Source organism: Tunturiibacter psychrotolerans, assembly GCF_051013365.1.
Classification (GTDB): domain Bacteria; phylum Acidobacteriota; class Terriglobia; order Terriglobales; family Acidobacteriaceae; genus Edaphobacter; species Edaphobacter psychrotolerans_A.
In genome coordinates this window covers 3,399,428-3,418,094 of record NZ_CP132941.1, presented here as the reverse complement: position 1 = coordinate 3,418,094, position 18,667 = coordinate 3,399,428, and the positions used below count along the sequence as shown (strand labels likewise).

Genomic DNA, 18,667 nt, shown 5'->3' with positions numbered 1-18,667 from the left:
CTAGTCCGTGTACTTGATGATTTGCATGAAGCCGTAGTCCATGTGGAGTTGCTGATGGCAGTGGAGGAGCGAGTCGCCTGGATTGTCTGCAGTGAAGTCTACGGCGATGGTTTGGAGCGGCATTACGTTGACAGTGTCCTTGATTAGTCCGCTGAGATGTTGATCTTCGATGCGTGTGACTTCGAAGCTGTGGCGATGCAGGTGGATGGGATGCTGGTCGCCGCTGGCGTTGCGGAAGATCATGCGATAGCGCTTGCCGCGTTTGACTTTGAATGGTTTGACGTTGGGCCACGCATCGCCGTTGATGGTCCAAGTGTCGAATTGAGAGCCGTTGAGTGCGCCCGAATCGCGGAAGGTGAGGGTAAAGGTCTCCTCTGGGTCCGGGACTGGATTGTTGGCGGCGAAGCGGGTGTAGTCCCACTCTGCGGGCTGTGGGTCGCGCCATACCGGGTCGCCGGACTTGCCGGCGTACTCGATGACGACTCCCAAACCGATGTCGCGGCTCTCTTTCAACGTTGAGCCCAAGACCCAGACGCCGGGCGAGTTCATCTCGACGATCGCGTCTACACGCTCGGCAACGGCGAGGGACAAGACGTCAACGGCGGTGGGGTTCGGGACGGGGTTGCCGTCCATTGCGATGACGCGGAAGGTGTGGCCGGGAAGGGCGAGAACTACATTTTCGGTTGCGCTGGCGTTGAGGAGACGGAAGAGAACACGCTCTCCTTGTTTGACGCGAATGGGTTCGCCTGCGCCGAGCATGTGTGCGTTGATGGTGGCGTGGGTGTAACCGACGTCGGAGCCTGCGGTCTGCGGCATGTTTTGTGATTGAGCGCGCATGGTCTCGACCATGGGGACGAAGTGCGGGCCCCAGTGATGGATGGCGAGATTTATTTCTTTATCGTGACGCCCTGGGTCGGGTTCGCCGTCGATGAGGAGAAAGCCGAACTGGCCGGTGTAGGCTGCGAGGGAGAGATCTCCCATAGCCATGGCGTGGGTGTGATACCAGCGGGTGCCGGAGGGGTTCGGCGTCAGTTGATAGCGCAGCGTGGCTCCGGGGGCAATGAGTGGAGAGCCTTCTTCGACTGCGCCGTCGTTCAGCGAATCGGTGGTGAGGCCGTGCCAGTGGACCAGGTCTGGGGTTTTCGTGGCGTTGGTGACGTCGATGGTGATAGGCTTGCCTTTTTTCAGACGAAGCAAGGGGCCTGGGATTTGGCCGTTGTACGCCACGGTTGAAATCTGCACGCCGTGGCCGATGTCCAAGGTGCAGGGCTCGATGCGCAGGCGAAGTTCAGGGGTGTGGGGCGCAGGGGCTGAGGTCGGCAACGCTCGGCTGCTTCGTGGAACGATCGCGTTGGCCAGGGACGCGCCTGTTGCAACTAAAAAACTTCTCCGGTTCATTCGAACTCGCGACGTGCTGGGGATCGTTCTATCGTTGTCTAAAAGTAATAAGCGTCGAGAGGTGAGTTGTCCAGAGGATTGAATGTGTGACGACTACTGGACGCGAAGATCGTGCATGTTTTCAGGATTGCGGAGACCATTCGTGCGAATATTGGATCACTGCCCACATATTTATGAGAAGGATCGCTCCTTGAGATCAATCGCCGCTTGTCTGGTTTCCGTTGCTTTGACGTCGTCGCTGTTTGCCCAGTCCAATCAATTGCCTGCTGCCGATGAAGCGCTTGCTCGCGACATCTTTCAACAGCTGATTGAGACGAACACAACGGACTCAGTTGGGAGCACTACGATTGCGGCGGATGCGATGCGGAAGCGGTTGCTCGATGCTGGCTTTGCGGAGTCGGATGTGGTGGTGATGGGGCCGAATGACAGGAAGGGCAATATGGTGGCGCGATATCGCGGGCGTGCGGGTTCGACGCTGAAACCGGTGCTGATCATTGGGCATATCGATGTCGTCGAGGCGAAGCGTTCGGACTGGACGACTGATCCGTTTCAGTTCGTTGAGAAGGATGGGTACTTTTACGGGCGCGGGACGCAGGACATGAAAGATAGCGATGCGGCGGTGGTTGAGAGCTTTATCCGGATGAAGCGTGAGGGATTTGTTCCTGATCGCGACATCATTCTGGCTTTGACTGCGGATGAAGAGGGAGGCAAGTCGAACGGCGTGGATTGGCTGCTGAAGAATCATCGCGAACTTGTAGACGCAGGGTTTGCGCTGAATCCTGATGCGGGTGGGCCTGAGCTGGAGGAGGGCAGGGCTGTGAGCATGGGGGTTGAGGCGACGGAAAAACTTTATGCCGACTATCGTGTGAGTGCGACGAATCCGGGTGGGCATAGTTCCCTGCCGCGGCCTGACAATGCGATCTATCAGGTTGCAGATGCGTTGGGGCGCCTGGAGAAAGCGCAGTTTCCTCTGGAGACGAATGAGGTGACGCGGGCCTACTTCGCGAGTAGCGCGAAGACGAAAGATGGGCAGCTGGCGGAAGATCTGAAGGCTGTGTCGGGGGCGGTGCCGAATGCGGAGGCTGCGCAGCGGTTGTCGAAGGACGCGATCTATAACTCGCTGCTGCATACGACCTGCGTTGCGACGATGATGTCGGCTGGACACGCGCCGAATGCGTTACCGGGGAGCGCGGTGGCGAATGTGAATTGCCGCATATTTCCTGGGCATTCGCAAGAGGAGATTCGGCAGGAGCTGGTTCGGATCTTTGCCGATCCGACGCTGAAGGTGCAGTATGTCGACAATAGTGGCGAGGTGTTTGACAAAGGCTCCGATCGCAAGTCGATGGCGCCGCCTCCGCTGGATCCGGTGGTGTTTCGTCCGCTCGACGCTGTGGTGAAGACGATGTGGCCGGGTATTCCGGTGATTCCTGAGATGGAGACTGGCGCTTCCGACAGCGTGTACACGATGAATGCAGGGATTCCGAGTTATGGCTTCTCGGGTATGGGGGTGGACCGCGACGATGTTCGTGCGCATGGGCGGGATGAGCGTATTCGTGTTGTCGATTTTTATACTGGAGTGGAGTTCGAGTATTTGTATCTGAAGGCGCTTACTTCGGAATAATTTTTGACCGTTATTTTTTTCTGGGTCGAGAGGGGAAGCCGGCGTGCCTCAGGAGCCAGGCCTCTTGTTGCCGATGGACGGGTGTCGAGAGAACCATGCTGGTGGTGGGCATTCCGTAGGGGAGAAGACGTTCGATGAGAGGCTCGAGCTGGTCGATGGACGAGAGACGGACTTTGATGAGGAAGGCTTCTCCGCCTGTGATGTGATGGCACTCCTGCACAGCGTCGATGGTGGGGAGGAATTTTAGAAAAGGGCGGTAGTGGGTGTTGTCGCAGGTGAGGCGGATGAAGGCCATCACCGGGTAACCGAAGGCTTTTTCATCGAGCAGGGCGCGGTAGCCGAGGATGACTTTGTCGGCTTCGAGTTGGTGGATTCGTTCGGCCACGGCAGAGGGTGAAAGACCGACCTTGCGGCCGAGTTCTGCGTAAGAGACTCTGGCGTCCTCGGCGAGCATACGCACGATGTTGTAGTCGATGGGATCGAGATCCTGAGCCATGGGTATAGCCTCTTTGCTTGTAGCTGGATGACGCTACCGAGGTATCAAGTGTAATACGTTTTTAATTTGACGGATTGATCTGAATAGCGCTGCTGGTTTCAACGTTTCAACTGATTATTGCGCTGTTTTCCGCTTGTTTCACATGGCTTGGCTCGCCGTGAACCTCTATCCTTGCTGATTATGGTTGAACTAAATGGAAGATCGTTGACGATTGATGAAGTTGTTCGCGTTGCGCGAGGCGGCGAATCTGCGTCGATCTCGGGAAGTGCTTTGGGGCGGATGAAGATCTCGCGCGGCAAGGTGGAAGAGGCGCTTCGCGGCGACACCGCGGTTTATGCGCTGAACACTGGGGTTGGGCTGCTGGCGAATGTGCGGCTTGAGGCCGATGGTATTGAGCAGATGCAGTTGAATCTGGTGCGTTCGCACTGCTGTGGCGTGGGGGAGCCACTGCCTGAAGATGTTGTTCGGGCGATGATGCTCATCAGGGCAAACATTCTTGCGATGGGATTGTCGGGGATTCGGCCGGTGGTTGCGGAGAGGCTGTGTGACCTGCTGAACCACGGCATTACTCCGGTTGTGCCGATGCGTGGAAGCGTTGGCGCGAGTGGGGATCTGGCGCCGCTTGCGCATATGGCGCTGGTGTTGATTGGCGAGGGTGAGGCTTTTCTGGCGGGGGAGCGGAAGTCGGCTGCTGAGTGCTTGAAGCGTGTTGGGCTGGAGCCGCTGAAGCTGCAGGCGAAGGAAGGGATTTCGCTGCTGAACGGGACGCAGGCGATGTTGGCGATTGGGTGCTTGCAACTTCATGATCTGAATGAGTTGTTTCAGTCGGCACAGATTGCGGCGGCACTGACGCTGCAGGCGTTGCGTGGTACGGCGGCGGCGTATGATGAGCGGCTTCATGCGGCACGCCCGCATCCGGGGCAGGTTCAGAGCGCGGCTTCGCTTCGTGAGTTGCTTGCGGGATCGACGCGGCATCGGTCGAGTACGAGTGTTCAGGACGCTTATTGTTTGCGCTGTGTTCCGCAGGTGCATGGCGCGGTGTGGGATTCTTTGCGACAGGCGGAACGGGTCTTCGCGATTGAGCTGAATAGTGCGACGGACAATCCGTTGCTGCTTGAGGATGATTTTGTTTCGGGTGGTAACTTTCATGGAGCTCCGCTTGCGCTGGTTCTGGATCAGTTGGCGATTGCGATGTGCCAGCTGGCTGGGATCTCAGAACGTCGGACGGAGAGGCTGATGAACCCTAGTCTCAATGAAGGGCTCCCTGCGTTTCTCGCTACGAAGCCGGGAGTTGAGTCAGGATTGATGATGGCGCAGGTGACCTCTGCCGCGCTGGTCGCTGAAATGCGCGTTCTGGCTACGCCAGCCTCTGCGTGCTCGATCCCGACTAGCGGGAATCAGGAAGATTTTGTGAGTATGGGGATGACCGCTGCGCTGAAGCTGATGCAATCGGTGACGCACTGCCGGATGGTGTTGGCGATTGAATGGCTGACCGCTACGCGTGCGCTTGATCTTCGCGGAGATCGTTCCGTGTCGCCTATGCTGGATGCAGCTCGCAGTGCATTTCGGGTTGCGTGTCCCGAGTGGGAGGGAGATTGCGTGCTGTCTGGAATTATGGCTGATGCAGACGAGTTTCTTGCGAAGATCGAATGGGCGTCGACGCTGAATGTACCGGAGGTGGCGCACGCATGAGTGCCTATAGCCCGATTCGTGCACCACGCGGGAACACACGTACTGCGCAAGGCTGGATTCAGGAAGCTGCCAAACGCATGTTGATGAACAACCTCGATCCGGAGGTGGCAGAGAAGCCGGAGGAGTTGATTGTCTATGGTGGGCGTGGGAAGGCGGCTCGTAACTGGGAGGCTTACCATACGCTGGTCAGCACGCTTGATCGGCTGAAGAACCACGAGACGATGCTGGTGCAGTCGGGAAAAGCGGTGGCGGTGCTGGAGACGCACCCGCTGGCTCCTCGAGTGTTGATTGCTAATTCGAATCTGGTACCGCACTGGGCGAACTGGGACGAGTTCGACAAGCTGGATCGCGCTGGATTGATGATGTATGGGCAGATGACTGCGGGATCGTGGATCTACATTGGGACGCAGGGAATTCTTCAGGGAACTTACGAGACTTTCCTGGGAGCGGCGCAGAAGTATTTCAACGGATCCCTTAGAGGGACGATTACGCTCACTGCCGGTCTGGGCGGCATGGGAGGCGCTCAGCCGCTTGCAGTAAAGCTGGCGGGCGGTGTGAGTATTTGTATCGAAGTAGATGAGAGCCGGATTCAGCGACGCATCGCTACGCGTTATCTGGATGAGATGGCAAGTTCGCTCGAAGATGCGATTTCGCGAGCGACGGCGGCACGCAAAAAGGGTCGTGCGGTTTCGATTGGTCTGCTTGGGAATGCAGCAGCTATCTTGCCGCAGATTGTGCGGTCTGGATTTGTGCCCGATGTTGTTACAGATCAAACGAGCGCGCATGACCCGCTCTATGGCTACTGGCCGGTTGCCAGGGAGGATGAGGACCTAGCGTCGCAACGGAGCCGTGAACCGGAGCGCTATCTGGAGCGGGTGCGCGCGGATATTGCTCAGCACGTTCAGGCGATTCTGGAGTTGCAGCGGCGTGGCGCAGTTTGCTTCGACTACGGCAATAATCTGCGGGCGCAGGCCAAGATCGCTGGAGTGGCCGATGCTTTTGACTATCCGGGATTTGTTCCTGCGTTTATTCGTGATTCGTTTTGTGAGGGGCGAGGACCTTTTCGATGGGTTGCTCTGTCGGGCGATCCTGCCGATATTGCGGCCACCGATGCGGCTCTGCTCAAGCTCTTCCCAGACGATGCGCGGTTGAATCAATGGCTGCCTTGGGCTGGAGAGCATGTCGCCTATCAAGGGTTACCGGCGCGTATATGCTGGTTGGGCTACCGGGAACGCGATCAGGCTGGTTTGCTGTTCAACCAGATGGTGCGGGATGGTCGGCTGAAGGCGCCTATTGTGATTGGCCGAGATCATCTGGATGCGGGTTCGGTTGCGAGCCCGTACCGTGAGACGGAGGCGATGCTGGATGGTTCGGACGCTGTATCGGATTGGGCGCTGCTCAACTTTGCAACTGGGATTGCCAGCGGGGCCGGTTGGATGAGCTTTCATCATGGGGGCGGCGTTGGCATGGGATATAGTCAGCACGCTGGGCTGGTCGCTGTGGCTGATGGCAGCGAGGAAGCGGATCAACGATTGCGGCTGTGCCTTACGAACGATCCGGCTATGGGTGTGATTCGACATGCCGATGCTGGATATGAGAAGGCTCGCAGGGTTGCAGAGGAGCGCGGACTCGACATGCCGAGCGTTCACATCGCCAACAAAGCTGGGGCAAGATGAGCGAACTGCTCTTAACCGGGATCTCCCAGGTTGTGACTCCGTTTGGCGCTGGAGCGAAGCATGGGTCGGCGATGGGGCAACTGCGGACGATTCTGCAGGCAGCGATTGCTGTCGATGAGGGATTGATCTCCTGGATTGGAGCAGAGCGTGATTGGCATGGCAATGCTGAGTCGGTCGTCGATCTTGGAAATCGCGCGGTTGTTCCAGGACTCGTTGATCCCCACACTCATGCAGTATGGGCCGGTGACCGACTGGCCGACTTTGAGGCCCGAAGCGCTGGTGCGACCTACGAAGAGATTCTCGCGGCGGGTGGAGGGATCTGGCATACGATTCGTGAGACCGCTGAGAAAAACAGTGAAGAGATGGCAGCGCTGGCGTTGCCTCGTGTTCAGACGCTGCAGCGTTCAGGCGCTACAACGATCGAGGTGAAGTCGGGGTACGGGTACACGCTCGAAGCGGAGTTGCGGATGCTGGAGGCGATTCGCTTGCTGCAGCAACGGACTCAGAGTCAGTTGATACCTACGTTGCTGATCCACATCTGTCCTGCGGAGCGTGCTGAACGCGAGGCTTATCGCGAGATGGTTTGCGCTGAACTGATACCTGAGGTTGCTCGTCGCGGACTCGCTCGTACGGTGGACATCTTTGTTGAGCATCATGCATGGAGCGCTGCGGACGCGAGGATCGTACTGGGTTGCGCGAAGGCCGCTGGGTTGAGTATTAAGTTGCATACGGAGCAGTTTCAGAGGGTCGGCGGCCTGGAGATGGGACTGGAGATGGGCGCTTTGAGCGTCGATCATCTTGAGGTGTGCTCGCTCGATCAGTGCGGTCTGATCGCGAGGTCGAAGACGATTGCGACGATCCTTCCGGGGGTGAGTCTTCACCTGGGCCTTGCTGCTGCGCCGGGTCGGGCGTTGATCGATGCCGGGGCAGCGGTGGCTATCGGGACGGATTTGAATCCGGGCTCTAGTCCGCTCTTTTCTACGGCGGCTGCGATGGGGCTGGCGGTGAGGTTGAATGGACTGACCGCGGGGGAGGCGTTGAGCGCGTCGACGGTGAATGCGGCGGCGGCGCTTGGGTCGTCGAATGTCGGGCGGCTGGAGGTTGGGATGCAAGCGGATTTGCTTGTGCTTGAGAGCTCGGATTGGCGGGACCTGCCTTATACGATCGGACAGAGTGTGGTTCGCGAGGTCTGGGTTGCCGGACGAAAGCAGGCTGCATGAGTGTGTCTTATCAACCTGAACTCCTTTACGTCGATGGACGCTTTCGGAACGATTGCGAACTGGTTGTGGGGGATGACGGAAGAATCATTTTCGTTGGGCCGGTGGGGGCTAGGAAAGATGCAGAAGGTGTGGGCGTGTCTGATGTTCGGCGGTTGCCGGGTCTCGCACTCATGCCGGGGATGATCGATATTCATTCGCACTCGTTTCAGCGTGCGTTGAGAGGTAAGGCAGAGTCGAGGCGTCGAAGCGGACCTGACTTCTGGTCGTGGCGCAACATTATGTACCGTTGTGCACTTGCGCTGACGCCGGACGAGATCTACGACGTTGCGCGCATGGCGTTTCTCGAGATGACGCTTGCGGGGATTACGACGGTTGGGGAGTTTCACTATCTTCATCGCACTCCGAAGGGCGAAGCTTATGCCGATCCGAACCTGCTGGCGAAGCAGGTGATCCGTGCGGCCGAGAGCGTGGGGATACGGATTGTTCTGCTTCGGTGTGCGTATGTTCGTGCGGGCTTTGAGCTTCCGCCCGATGCAGGGCAGATACGTTTCATCGAACCCGATGCGGAGAAATTTTTGGTTGATTCAGAGGCGTTGCGGAGTGAGATTGCGAAGATGGAGGCGACTGTGAGCTTTGGGCTTGCACCGCATAGTGTGAGGGCAGTTCCGCGGGAATATTTGAAGACTATCTCGGCCTGGGCGCAGAAGCATGCGATGCCTTTGCATATGCATGTTGCCGAACAGCCTGCGGAGATTGAAGCTTGCGTCGCTGAGTATGGAGTGACGCCGTTTGAGTTTCTCGATGGGCTTGGGCTGATTACACCTGACTTCACTGCCATTCATGCGATCCATCTGCAGGCTGGTGAGATCGACCGAATGGGACGCGGGAAGATTACCGTTGGAGCGTGCCCTACGACCGAACGGAATCTCGGGGACGGGATTCTTGCCGCCGATGATTTGATCGATGCGGGTGTATCGATTGCGTTCGGGACGGATAGCCACACGCAGACGGATGCGCTGGAAAATGCTCGGGAGCTGGAATCCAATCTGCGACTGCGGCACCTGCAGCGTGCGGTTCTCGATGGCCGACAGGGGGAAGCTTTGCCGGCGCTTCTGTTCGACTTTGCGACTCGTGCCGGGGCGCGATCACTTCATGTGGAAGCTGGTGCGCTGGAGGTGGGGAAATTTGCGGACTTCTTTACAGTGGATCTCGCGGACTCTTCGATCGCGGGAAGTCTGTCTGACGAGCTGCTGACGAACATTGTGTTCAGTATGTCTCCGAGGGCTGTTTGCAATGTTGTCGTCGATGGCAAGATTGTCGTTGAAGAGAGGCGTCATGTGTTGGAGGGTGAGATCATCGAGGCGTTTCGACGAGTGCAGACGCGGTTAGGGACGGAGTTATGATTCTGCCCGGAACACTGCTTCGGGAGCTGGTGGCGATTCCCAGCGTCTCGAGTATGAGCAATCGGCCGGTGGCTGAATGGATTCAGAGGATATTCGAACCGCTTGGGTGGCATCATCGACTGTTTCGGTATGAGGATTCGGCTGGCGTGGAGAAGTTGAATCTTGTTGTGTCTCCGCAGCCGATGGACGACGGAAGGATCGATGCGGAGCTTGCGATTGTGTGTCATACCGATACGGTTCCTTTTAGCGCGGAGTGGGTAGAGGCAACGGAACTTCACGAAAAGGATGGGATGCTCCATGGGTGTGGGGCTTGCGATGTGAAGGGCTTTCTTGCGTGTATGCTGGCGGCGGCATCGGAGATCAAAACGGAAGAGTTGAAGAAGCGGTTGTGCCTGGTGTTTACCTCGGATGAGGAGGTGGGTTGCCGGGGAGCGCGGTACCTTCTTTCGTGCGATGCATTGCGCGCGAGATACGCGATCGTAGGAGAGCCTACGTCGCTTGTTCCGGCGCGTGCGGGCAAAGGCTATTGTCTTGCATCGATCAAGGTGATGGGAAGAGCCGCGCATAGTGCGTTTCCTGAGGCTGGGCGATCCGCGATCTTTGCTGCGGCTCGATTGCTGCAAGAGATTGAGGGGTTGGCGCAGGTGCTGATGCAGGATCGGAACGATGCATTTTTGCCGCCTTGGACGACCTTGAATGTTGGGGAAGTTCGCGGGGGGACGGCAAAGAATGTTGTGCCTGCGGAGTGTTCGTTTTTATTGGAGTGGAGGCCTGTTCCGACTCAGCGGCCGGAGGTTGTTCTTGAGCGGCTGCGAGAGATCATTGATCGAATGGAGACGGAGCAGGGCCTGGATGGGATTGAGATACAGGTTGAGGTCTTGAGGATGGATGAAGGGTTTGAGACCGGAGTTGATAGCGCTGTGATTCGTTCCGTTATGAGAGGATCCGACTCCGAAATCCAGACGATTGCCTTCGGGACCGAGGCTCCTTGGCTTGCTCGAATGGGAGCTGAGGCTGTGGTAGTTGGGCCGGGTTCGATGCTGACTGCGCATAGTCCGCGGGAGTGTGTTCCGATCGCTGAACTTGACGCATGTGTGACGATGCTGCGCCGGGCCATCGCAGAGATTTGTTGCTGAAGACGGAGCGTGGCCGGCGGAGTTATGATGGGCTGGCCTGAAGCAACGCGGGATGTGTCGTGGCCAGGTTTGCTATGAGTTCGCCGAATAGCGAGTTTGCCCAGGCGAACCAGCTTCTTGTGAACTTTGTGGCGTCGTTGCGATTGAAGCTCTCGTGCATGAAGCCTGATCCGGCGCTGGCGTGTTTCAGCATGGCGAGGGCGTGAGCGATCTCTTTGTCCGATTGGCTTGTAAGCGCGTAGGTGGTGATGGCCATGGGCCAGATCATGTCTTTGCCTTCGTGCGGACCGCCAATGCCCTCGCCTGCGCTTCCCCTAAAGAACCATGGATTGCGTTCACTCCAGACAAAGCTTCGGGTGCGGGCGTAGAGAGCCTGGTCGGGGGAGCTGTGAATGTATGGGAGCGCGAGAAGACTTGGGATGTTGGCGTCGTCCATCAGGAGTTGGCTGCCATAGCCGTCTACCTCGTAGGCCCAGATGGTGCCTTGGGGGGTCTGTGCCACGGCGTGTTGTTGGAGAGCCTTCGATACTTCGCTCGATAAGTCGGTGGCTTCGTTTGCGAGAGCTGAGTTGTGCAGAATCTCGTTGGCCATCTGGGCTAGATAGCCAAGGGTTGTGACTGCGAACAGATTCGAGGGGACGAGGAATGGGAAGGTGCAGGCGTCATCTGACGGCCGGAAGCCAGATGCGATGAGACCCACAGGCTGGACCGGCGCGCCGTACCCGTTGCAAGGTAATGTCTCGGTTGCGATCTTTGAGGTTCGCTGGAAGTGATAGGGCCCGAGGCCTTGCTTGCGCTGTTGAGTGCGCATTGTCTGGACCGCGAGCGTCATCGCGGAGCGCCAGGTCTCGTCAAACGGAGAGGTATCTCCTGTTGCGCGCCAGTATCCGTAAGAGAGGCGCATTGGGTAGCAGAGCGAGTCGAGTTCCCACTTTCGCTCGCCTACGCCGCGCTTCATGTCGGTTGCGTCGGTTCTGCTCCACTCGAGCGGAGGTGCGTCGAGGTCGGCCATGAAGGCGTTCGCGTAGGGGTCGATGAGGATGCACCTCGCCTGGCGACGAATGACGCCTTCGAGCATTTTGCGGAGTTCCGCGTCCTTTGCAGCCAGCGGGAGATAGGGCCACACCTGAGCGGAAGAATCGCGCAGCCACATCGCGGGAATGTCGCCTGTGATCACTGCGGTGTCCGGTTTGCCTTCGAAGGCGCCGAACTCGATGGTGGTATCGAGCGTGTTGGGGTAGCAGTTTTGAAAGAGCCACGCCAGTTCGGGGTCACCGATTTTACTGCTCATGTTTGTGAGGTAGGCTTCTACGGCTGTGCTGCGAAATTTTCTGTCCCGGAGGGAGGGGCGTTTGGAGGTGAATGAAGGTGGCGCAGTGGCTGCCAAAGCTGTCGAAGGCCGTAGGGTGAGGGATGCTGCGGCTCCTGCTGCCATTCGCAGCATCTCGCGGCGGCTGATTTCGTTGTGTGTCATCTTTTGATCGATTGGTTCCTGGATAATAGAGGTGATCGATACCTTGAGAGCGTGAAAAATTTGGCTTCACCTACTAATATTTCACGTGGATGACTTTTTGGTCGATAATCCGTCAATATTTTGATCATTACTACTCAATTCGGTTTAGTCTACGTCAATACACAGTATGGGTTGCGATGACAGAGGCGTCTGAGCGACTTCCATCTTTTGTAGTCGGTTATTCATGGAGCATCAGTGATTTCAAGAAGAACATTCCTCGGCGGCGTCTCGGCGGCCTGTGCGGTTAGTGCGACGGAGACAAGCGCATTCGGCAAGATCATTCACGGTTCCAAAGCCGCAGGTACCACGTTCGATGCGGCGTCGTTGGTTGATATCAGAATTGGAACCGGCGGGCATGGGCATACGTTTCCGGGAGCCACGGTGCCATTCGGTGCGGTTCAACTCAGTCCGGACACCTTCAACGATCAATGGGACTGGTGCTCGGGTTATCACATCTCCGACACTTCGATTATGGGCTTCAGCCACACGCACCTGAGCGGTACGGGTTGTGGCGATCTACTCGACTTTCTTGTGATGCCTGGGACCGGTGAGTCGAAGATTGTGCCTGGTCCGCGGAGTAATCCTGACGAGGGCTATAGGTCGCGGTTTGACCATGCGGACGAACATGCCGAGCCTGGCTTCTATTCTGTTCTGCTGAAGGATTACGGGATTCGCGCTGAATTGACTGCGACGGAGCGCACTGGATTGCATCGGTATAGCTTCCCGGTGGGAGCGGATGCTCCGAAGTCGGGTCATATTATCGTCGACCTCGAACATAGTTATGCCTATAACGGGCAGTCAGCCGTGGTCACGTCTTCGCTTGAGCGTACCGCACCGGATACGCTGGCTGGGGGGCGCACCACGAAGGCTTGGGGTGATGGACGGCAGATCTACTTCACGATGAAGTTTTCTCAACAGCCGACTCGGGTTGTGTTTTATCGGGAGGGGGTAGAGGTTCCGGATGGGACACAGCCTCTGACGGGCAAATCTCTAAAGTGCGTTCTGTTCTTTGATACGGCGAAGAATCCGGTGATTCTGGTGAAGACGGGAATCTCCGGAGTGAGCGCAGAGTCTGCAGCGAACAATCTGAAGGTTGAGCTTCCGGGATGGGACTTCGAAAAGGTTCGTCGCGTTGCACGCGAAAAGTGGAACCAACAACTCTCGCGCATCAGGATCAAAACGGAGAACGAGACGCATCAGCGGATTTTCTATGCGGCGCTGTACCACGCTTGCGTTGGGCCTTCGCTGTTCGATGATGTCGACGGGCGCTATCGGGGGATGGATAAGCAGATTCATCAACTACAGAGCGGACAACGAAACTATACTGCGTTTTCGCTGTGGGATACCTATCGCGCCGCCCACCCTCTGTATACGCTGATCGCGACCGACCGGGTGCCGGACTTTGCAAACGCTTTGATCCGCATGGCGGAAGAAAGTCCCGCCGGAATGCCGGTTTGGCCGCTGCAGGGTTGCGAGACCGGGACAATGACGGGCTATCACTCCGCGGCCGTGATTGCGGAGGCATGCAACAAAGGCATTGCGGGAGTGGACTATGAGCGCGCCTACAAGGTGATGATGAAACGTGCGATGGTGGATGACTATCGTGGTCTCGGTTATTACCGTTCGAAGGGCTACATCCCGTGCGATCTCGAAGAAGAGTCAGTCAGTAAGACGTTCGAGTATTGCTATGACGACTGGGCGATTGCGCACGTCGCGAAGAAGCTTGGCCGTGCGGACGATGCGACGATGCTGGTTGAGCGCTCGCGCAACTATCGCAACTACTACGACCGCTCGATAAACTTTGCGCGGCCTAAGCTGGCGAATGGGGAATGGGCTGGGCCCTTCGATCCAATCGAGATGGGAACGACGAAGAAGTGGCGCGACTTTACTGAGTCGAACTCATGGCAGACTACGTTTGGGATTCAGCATGACGCGGCGGGGTTGATTGAGATACTGGGTGGGCAGAAGCAGTTTCTCGTGAAGCTCGATGAGTTGTTCGATCAGCCTTCGACTCTGCCTGCAGATGCTCCGCCAGATATTGCGGGACTAGTGGGCCAGTATGCGCATGGCAACGAGCCATCGCATCATATTGCTTATCTTTATTCGTATGCGGGGCAGCCGCACAAGACACAGGCGCGCGTGCGCATGCTGATGGAGAAGATGTATGCCGCGCTTCCGGACGGGTTGCAGGGCAACGAAGATGTGGGCCAGATGTCGTCCTGGTACATTCTTAGTTCGCTGGGCTTTTATTCTGTTGACCCGGTGAGCGGCAACTACGTCTTCGGCACGCCGTTGTTCGATCAAGTGAGTGTTCAACTGGGCAACGGCAAGCAGCTTGAGATTGTCGCGCATCGCCACTCGGCGACTGATCAATACATTCAATCTGTGACCTTCAATGGAAGGCCTTACACGAAATCCTGGTTCAACCATCGGGATATTGTGAACGGGGCACGCATCGTCTTCGAGATGGGGGACAAGCCGAATCTTGCGTTTGGGTCCCAACCAGCGGACGTGCCGCCATCTTTGACCCTTGAGAGCGCCTAAGCCGCTCGATTTTATCAATCTTGTTTCAGCCCGTTTGATGAGGCCTTGATGACGAAACTTCTGCTCTGCCTTCTTTTTCTTGTGCCAGCGGTCTTCGCGCAGCCCAAGACGCTGTTCTATATGACTGACCATCCGGATTCGGTTCGCGACTTCATGGAGCATCAGACCAAGATCGATATCATCGTGCCGACGTGGTATGGCGTGGATGCGAATGGACTGGTGTATGGCGAGCCGGATCCGGCTGTGATACACGTTGTGAAGCAGCGGCACATCGCTTTGTTTCCCATCATCGCTATCTTCGATAAGACCGGCGTCCACTCGTTACTGACCAGCGATAAGGCGCAGACTGCGTTGATCGGATCGTTGATTTCTGAGTGCAAGCAGAATGGCTACGACGGCTTCCAGCTCGACTTCGAGGACATCTCGTGGACTGACCGTGATGCTCTTTCGGCTGCTGTGAAACGTATCGCCGACGCCATGCACCGGGAACGCCTGCAACTGCAGATCGCGGTAGTTCCTAACGCGCCTGGGCACCCGGGGCATAGCGCCTTCAGCAAATGGATCTTCGCGGATTGGCGTGGAGTGTTCGACCTGAAGGCGCTCAGTGACTCGGTTGATCTGATCTGCCTGATGACGTATGACCAACACACGCGATGGACTACACCTGGGCCAGTCGGGGGATGGGTATGGACCAATGAGAATCTTGACTATGCGTTGAAGGCAGTACCGAGGGAGAAGTTATCGCTTGGTATCGCACTCTATGGCTATCACTGGTATGCGGGTGACCCGGGGCTGAACGAGAAGGAACAGAAGCCAAATATCACGGCAGACTACATCAGCGCAGCCGACGTCCAGACGCTTCGCGATACCTACGACGGTCATGAACAGTGGGACCCAGTGGATCACTCGGCTTATTTCTTCTTTTATCGGGACCAGATGCGCGAGTGGATCTTCTACACCGAAAAACGCGGATTTGCCGATCGCTACAATCTGGCTAAGGAGCAGCGTCTACAGGGTATTTGTGCATGGGTTCTCGGTCAGGAAGACAATGCTATTTGGAGTGTCCTGCCAAAGCGGCAATAGTAATGAGCCAGGCATCGGTTAATTTCTACCGACACTTCCCTATCGCGTCGGCGATAGTCTAGATTTTCTTCCGACGAGGAGATTGATGTCGCTCTCTTCGTCGAAAGAAAACCGATTTCAGTGACGCTGCGGCTCGATGAACTGCGGCTCTAGTTCGGGGGGAGTTGTGCGGAGTTCCAGCCTCCGCCGAGGGCCATCTGCAGCTGGGTGCTTGCTACAATCCGCCGAGCAACCAAAGATGCGGCGGCTCTTTCATCCGTTAACTCGATGGTCTGATTCGTCAGCACTTCCAGGTAAGGGGCGAGTCCGCGCTTGTAGCGAAGAGTCGAGAGCTCTGTGCTCTTTTTCGCTGCGTCGACGGCTCTGTCCTGCACCGATGCCTCTTGTTCCAACACTCTCAAAGCCGAAAGTTGGTCTTCTACATCGCGAAAAGCTGAGAGCACCTGCTCGCGATAGAGAGCCGTGGCTTGCTCTCGCTGCGCTATTGATAAGTCCATCTGGGCTTTTCTGCGGCCGGCGTCGAAGAGAATCTCATTGACCGAGGGGCCGGCGTTCCATTGCGTGCTGTCTGAGTCGAAGAGCTTGCTGATTGTAGTGCTTTGCACGCCCCCGCCAGCACCAAGAAAGACGTTGGGGTAGTAGGCGGACTTTGCGACGCCGATCAGAGCATTCGCTGAGGCAACACGACGTTCTGCGGCCGCAACGTCCGGACGGCGCTGGAGCAGTTCCGATGGAACACCAGTGGGGATCGAAGGCGGGTTGCCGAGAATCGGATGCTCTGCAATGTGAAAGCCTGTTGCGGGTTCCCCTATGAGAACGGCGATCGCGTGTTCGAACTGTTCGCGCTGTACTCCAATATCGATGAGCTGAGCTCGAGTCTCTTCCAATTGCGCCTTCGCCTGCTGGACATCACTATCCGAGCTTAGCCCGCCTTTCAGGCGATCCTCTGTAAGCTGGAGTGCCTCGGTATAGGCATCGATCGTCGATCTTAGAAGTTGTATCTGAAGGTCGAGGCCCCGGATTTGAAAAAAGGTTACGGCGAGCAGGCCCTGGAGACTGAGCTGAGTGTTGGCTAGATCCGCAGATGTGGCTTGCGCATTGGCTGCGCTCGACTCAATTTGCCTACGAATGCCGCCCCAGAGATCCGGTTCCCAGGAGATGCTGAGCGGAATGAGAAAGTCCCAGTAGCTTGCGGCCGTGTTTACCGGTCTCAAAGGAGCATTGTTCGAGATTCGATTGCGCGATGCGCCGGCGCCGAGCGATACGGTGGGGTAGAGCGAAGAACGATTTTCTCGAACAAGATCGTGAGCCTGATCGTAGGCCTGGAGAGCGGCGGCGATGTTCTGGTTCGCAGTCGCGCATCGTTGCTCGAGATCGTTTAGTTCGTTGTCCTGATAGACTGCCCACCAAATTCCGCGGTCGACTCCGTCTGCGGGCTTCGCTGAGGCCCAGTCGCCGTTGTGGCCTTCGTCCGAGAAAGCAGGAGGGGCCGGCATGGTTGGAACCTTATAGTTTGGTCCAACTTTGCAACCACTTATCGCCATGGCGCCGAGCAGCGCACCAGGGACTAACAGATTGCGGACCTTCATCGCTTGCCCTCCGCAGCCTGATTCTGATTGTTGGGAGTAACGACGCGAACTTCTTCTCCGTCGGTCAGTGAATCAGGGGGATTTCCGACGATGGAATCTTCGGGCTTGAGGCCGGCTAGAACTTCGACTGTCGTCCCGTAGTCGCGACCGGGCATGATGCGCGCCATGTGCACGTGATGATTTGCATCGACGGTGGCAACCCGCAATCCATCCGGCTCCAGGATCAATGCGCTGACCGGCACTACCAAAACGGGCGCTTCGCTGGACACGTTGAGATGGACTTCGGTATAACTTCCCGGCAGCAGCGCGCCCGACCGATTGTCCACGTCTACTTCGGCGAGCAGAGTTCGCGTCGCAGGATCGACTGCGTCTGACGAACGCACCAGCTTACCTTCAAAGGTGCGGCCTGGGTATTGGGGCAGAGTCAACTTCGCGATCGTTCCATTCTTGGCATCCGGTGAATATATCTGCGGCACGTTGATGAATACGCGGAGAGTGCGGACAGCAGAGATATCGAATATCTCCTTGTTGGCCGAGCTTGCGCCGCCGGAGGTCGAGGTGCTCCCTGTCGCGGTGATGAGTTGTCCGATGTCGAGGTTACGTGCAGTAATCACACCATCAAATGGGGCTATGATGCGTTCAAAGGAGACCAGTTCCTCCAACCGCTGAACGTTCGCCTGTGCCGAAGCTACCTGAGTGTTTCTCGCTTCCAGTGCCTGGGCCGCAGTGTCGGTGTCCTGCTGCGAGACAGCATTGCGGCCTATCAGGTCGCTGTAGCGATCCGAAGTCACCTTTGCAATGCCTGCATTGCTCTTTGCCGTCGCGAGGTCTGCTTTTGCCGAGGCAAGCTCCTGATCCAGCTCCGGGGTTTCAATGACAGCAAGCAACTCGCCTTTGCGCACAGGCGTTCCGATGTCGTGATACCAGGCCTTTACATAGCCGGTTGTGCGGGCGTAGATCGGCGCCAGGGTGAAGGCCTGCATGTTGCCGGGAAGTACGATCTCGCGACCACCCTTCTGCATCACCGGCTTCTCCAGAGTCACAGGCGGAGCGGACGTGTTTTCGGTGTACGTCTTCAACTCAGCGCTTGCGTGTTTGCGGGAGACGATGCCAAAGACCGCGATGACCACAGCGACGACCAGCACGATCACGACGAGGGAGAGCAGTGATCTGCGCGAGATTTTCGGCGGTTCCTGTATTTTCTGTTGAGCATCGTGAGGAGCTGCTTGCTCTTTGGCTAAGCTTTGCTCTGGACTTGCTTTTGGTGTCGTCTGTTCGTCGGCGCTCATTGCCATC

13 protein-coding genes are annotated in these 18,667 nt (G+C 57.2%); 8 read left to right on the top strand and 5 right to left on the bottom strand.

The window, feature by feature from the left end; translation table 11 throughout:
* Positions 1–1,398, bottom strand: coding sequence for a multicopper oxidase family protein (locus tag RBB76_RS14145; protein ID WP_429634501.1), 1,398 nt, complete (start codon positions 1,396–1,398; stop codon positions 1–3).
* A gap of 190 nt (positions 1,399–1,588) precedes the next feature.
* On the opposite strand from RBB76_RS14145, the gene RBB76_RS14140 reads away from it, so the two are divergent.
* Positions 1,589–3,019 carry a M20/M25/M40 family metallo-hydrolase gene (locus RBB76_RS14140; RefSeq protein WP_429634500.1) on the top strand — a complete coding sequence of 477 codons (1,431 nt, stop codon included), beginning with the start codon at positions 1,589–1,591 and terminating at the stop codon, positions 3,017–3,019.
* A gap of 10 nt (positions 3,020–3,029) precedes the next feature.
* Here RBB76_RS14140 and RBB76_RS14135 read toward each other — a convergent pair whose 3' ends face one another.
* The gene (locus tag RBB76_RS14135; protein WP_429634499.1) at positions 3,030–3,515 is read right to left on the bottom strand and encodes an Lrp/AsnC family transcriptional regulator; all 486 of its coding nucleotides are present in this window, start codon (positions 3,513–3,515) and stop codon (positions 3,030–3,032) included.
* 180 nt (positions 3,516–3,695) lie between these two features.
* Here RBB76_RS14135 and hutH point away from each other — a divergent pair, with 180 nt between their 5' ends.
* From hutH to argE, 5 genes are read left to right on the top strand one after another with little or no spacing between them, the layout of a single operon-like run.
* Positions 3,696–5,207 carry a histidine ammonia-lyase gene (hutH, locus tag RBB76_RS14130; protein ID WP_429634498.1) on the top strand — a complete coding sequence of 504 codons (1,512 nt, stop codon included), beginning with the start codon at positions 3,696–3,698 and terminating at the stop codon, positions 5,205–5,207.
* On the top strand, positions 5,204–6,883 hold the full coding sequence (gene hutU / locus RBB76_RS14125) for a urocanate hydratase (RefSeq protein WP_429634497.1): 1,680 nt from the start codon (positions 5,204–5,206) through the stop codon (positions 6,881–6,883). The genes hutH and hutU overlap by 4 nt, the downstream gene beginning before the upstream one ends.
* On the top strand, positions 6,880–8,103 hold the full coding sequence (gene hutI, locus RBB76_RS14120) for an imidazolonepropionase (RefSeq protein ID WP_429634496.1): 1,224 nt from the start codon (positions 6,880–6,882) through the stop codon (positions 8,101–8,103). Before hutU ends, hutI begins: the two co-directional genes overlap by 4 nt.
* Entirely contained in the window at positions 8,100–9,506 is a 1,407-nt protein-coding gene (locus RBB76_RS14115; protein ID WP_429634495.1) for a formimidoylglutamate deiminase, read from the top strand. The genes hutI and RBB76_RS14115 overlap by 4 nt, the downstream gene beginning before the upstream one ends.
* Positions 9,503–10,642 carry an acetylornithine deacetylase gene (gene argE / locus RBB76_RS14110; RefSeq protein WP_429634494.1) on the top strand — a complete coding sequence of 380 codons (1,140 nt, stop codon included), beginning with the start codon at positions 9,503–9,505 and terminating at the stop codon, positions 10,640–10,642. Before RBB76_RS14115 ends, argE begins: the two co-directional genes overlap by 4 nt.
* Positions 10,643–10,664: 22 nt before the next feature.
* Here the strand turns inward: argE and RBB76_RS14105 are convergent, their stop codons facing one another.
* Positions 10,665–12,116, bottom strand: a complete 1,452-nt coding sequence (locus RBB76_RS14105) for a glycoside hydrolase family 125 protein (protein ID WP_429634493.1) — start codon at positions 12,114–12,116, stop codon at positions 10,665–10,667.
* A 234-nt stretch (positions 12,117–12,350) separates the two neighbouring features.
* On the opposite strand from RBB76_RS14105, the gene RBB76_RS14100 reads away from it, so the two are divergent.
* Both RBB76_RS14100 and RBB76_RS14095 read left to right on the top strand, forming a co-directional pair.
* On the top strand, positions 12,351–14,699 hold the full coding sequence (locus tag RBB76_RS14100) for a GH92 family glycosyl hydrolase (protein WP_429634492.1): 2,349 nt from the start codon (positions 12,351–12,353) through the stop codon (positions 14,697–14,699).
* Between the two features lie 48 nt (positions 14,700–14,747).
* The gene (locus RBB76_RS14095) at positions 14,748–15,782 is read left to right on the top strand and encodes a glycosyl hydrolase family 18 protein (protein WP_429634491.1); all 1,035 of its coding nucleotides are present in this window, start codon (positions 14,748–14,750) and stop codon (positions 15,780–15,782) included.
* A gap of 149 nt (positions 15,783–15,931) precedes the next feature.
* On the opposite strand, the gene RBB76_RS14090 is transcribed toward RBB76_RS14095, so the two are convergent.
* Together RBB76_RS14090 and RBB76_RS14085 are read right to left on the bottom strand one after the other, a co-directional pair.
* Positions 15,932–17,371, bottom strand: a complete 1,440-nt coding sequence (locus RBB76_RS14090; RefSeq protein ID WP_429634490.1) for an efflux transporter outer membrane subunit — start codon at positions 17,369–17,371, stop codon at positions 15,932–15,934.
* Positions 17,368–18,660: an efflux RND transporter periplasmic adaptor subunit gene (locus RBB76_RS14085; protein WP_429634489.1), complete on the bottom strand. Its 1,293-nt coding sequence runs from the start codon at positions 18,658–18,660 to the stop codon at positions 17,368–17,370. The genes RBB76_RS14090 and RBB76_RS14085 overlap by 4 nt, the downstream gene beginning before the upstream one ends.
* Positions 18,661–18,667 lie beyond the last annotated feature (7 nt).

Excerpts from the sequence above, each read along its gene's own strand:
- hutU (WP_429634497.1), top strand. The coding sequence starts at position 5,204 with ATGAGTGCCTATAGCCCGATTCGTGCACCACGCGGGAACACACGTACT.
- RBB76_RS14145 (WP_429634501.1), bottom strand. The coding sequence starts at position 1,398 with ATGAACCGGAGAAGTTTTTTAGTTGCAACAGGCGCGTCCCTGGCCAAC.
- argE (WP_429634494.1), top strand. The coding sequence starts at position 9,503 with ATGATTCTGCCCGGAACACTGCTTCGGGAGCTGGTGGCGATTCCCAGC.
- hutI (WP_429634496.1), top strand. The coding sequence starts at position 6,880 with ATGAGCGAACTGCTCTTAACCGGGATCTCCCAGGTTGTGACTCCGTTT.
- RBB76_RS14135 (WP_429634499.1), bottom strand. The coding sequence starts at position 3,515 with ATGGCTCAGGATCTCGATCCCATCGACTACAACATCGTGCGTATGCTC.
- RBB76_RS14085 (WP_429634489.1), bottom strand. The coding sequence starts at position 18,660 with ATGAGCGCCGACGAACAGACGACACCAAAAGCAAGTCCAGAGCAAAGC.
- RBB76_RS14095 (WP_429634491.1), top strand. The coding sequence starts at position 14,748 with ATGACGAAACTTCTGCTCTGCCTTCTTTTTCTTGTGCCAGCGGTCTTC.
- RBB76_RS14115 (WP_429634495.1), top strand. The coding sequence starts at position 8,100 with ATGAGTGTGTCTTATCAACCTGAACTCCTTTACGTCGATGGACGCTTT.
- RBB76_RS14105 (WP_429634493.1), bottom strand. The coding sequence starts at position 12,116 with ATGACACACAACGAAATCAGCCGCCGCGAGATGCTGCGAATGGCAGCA.
- RBB76_RS14090 (WP_429634490.1), bottom strand. The coding sequence starts at position 17,371 with ATGAAGGTCCGCAATCTGTTAGTCCCTGGTGCGCTGCTCGGCGCCATG.
- hutH (WP_429634498.1), top strand. The coding sequence starts at position 3,696 with ATGGTTGAACTAAATGGAAGATCGTTGACGATTGATGAAGTTGTTCGC.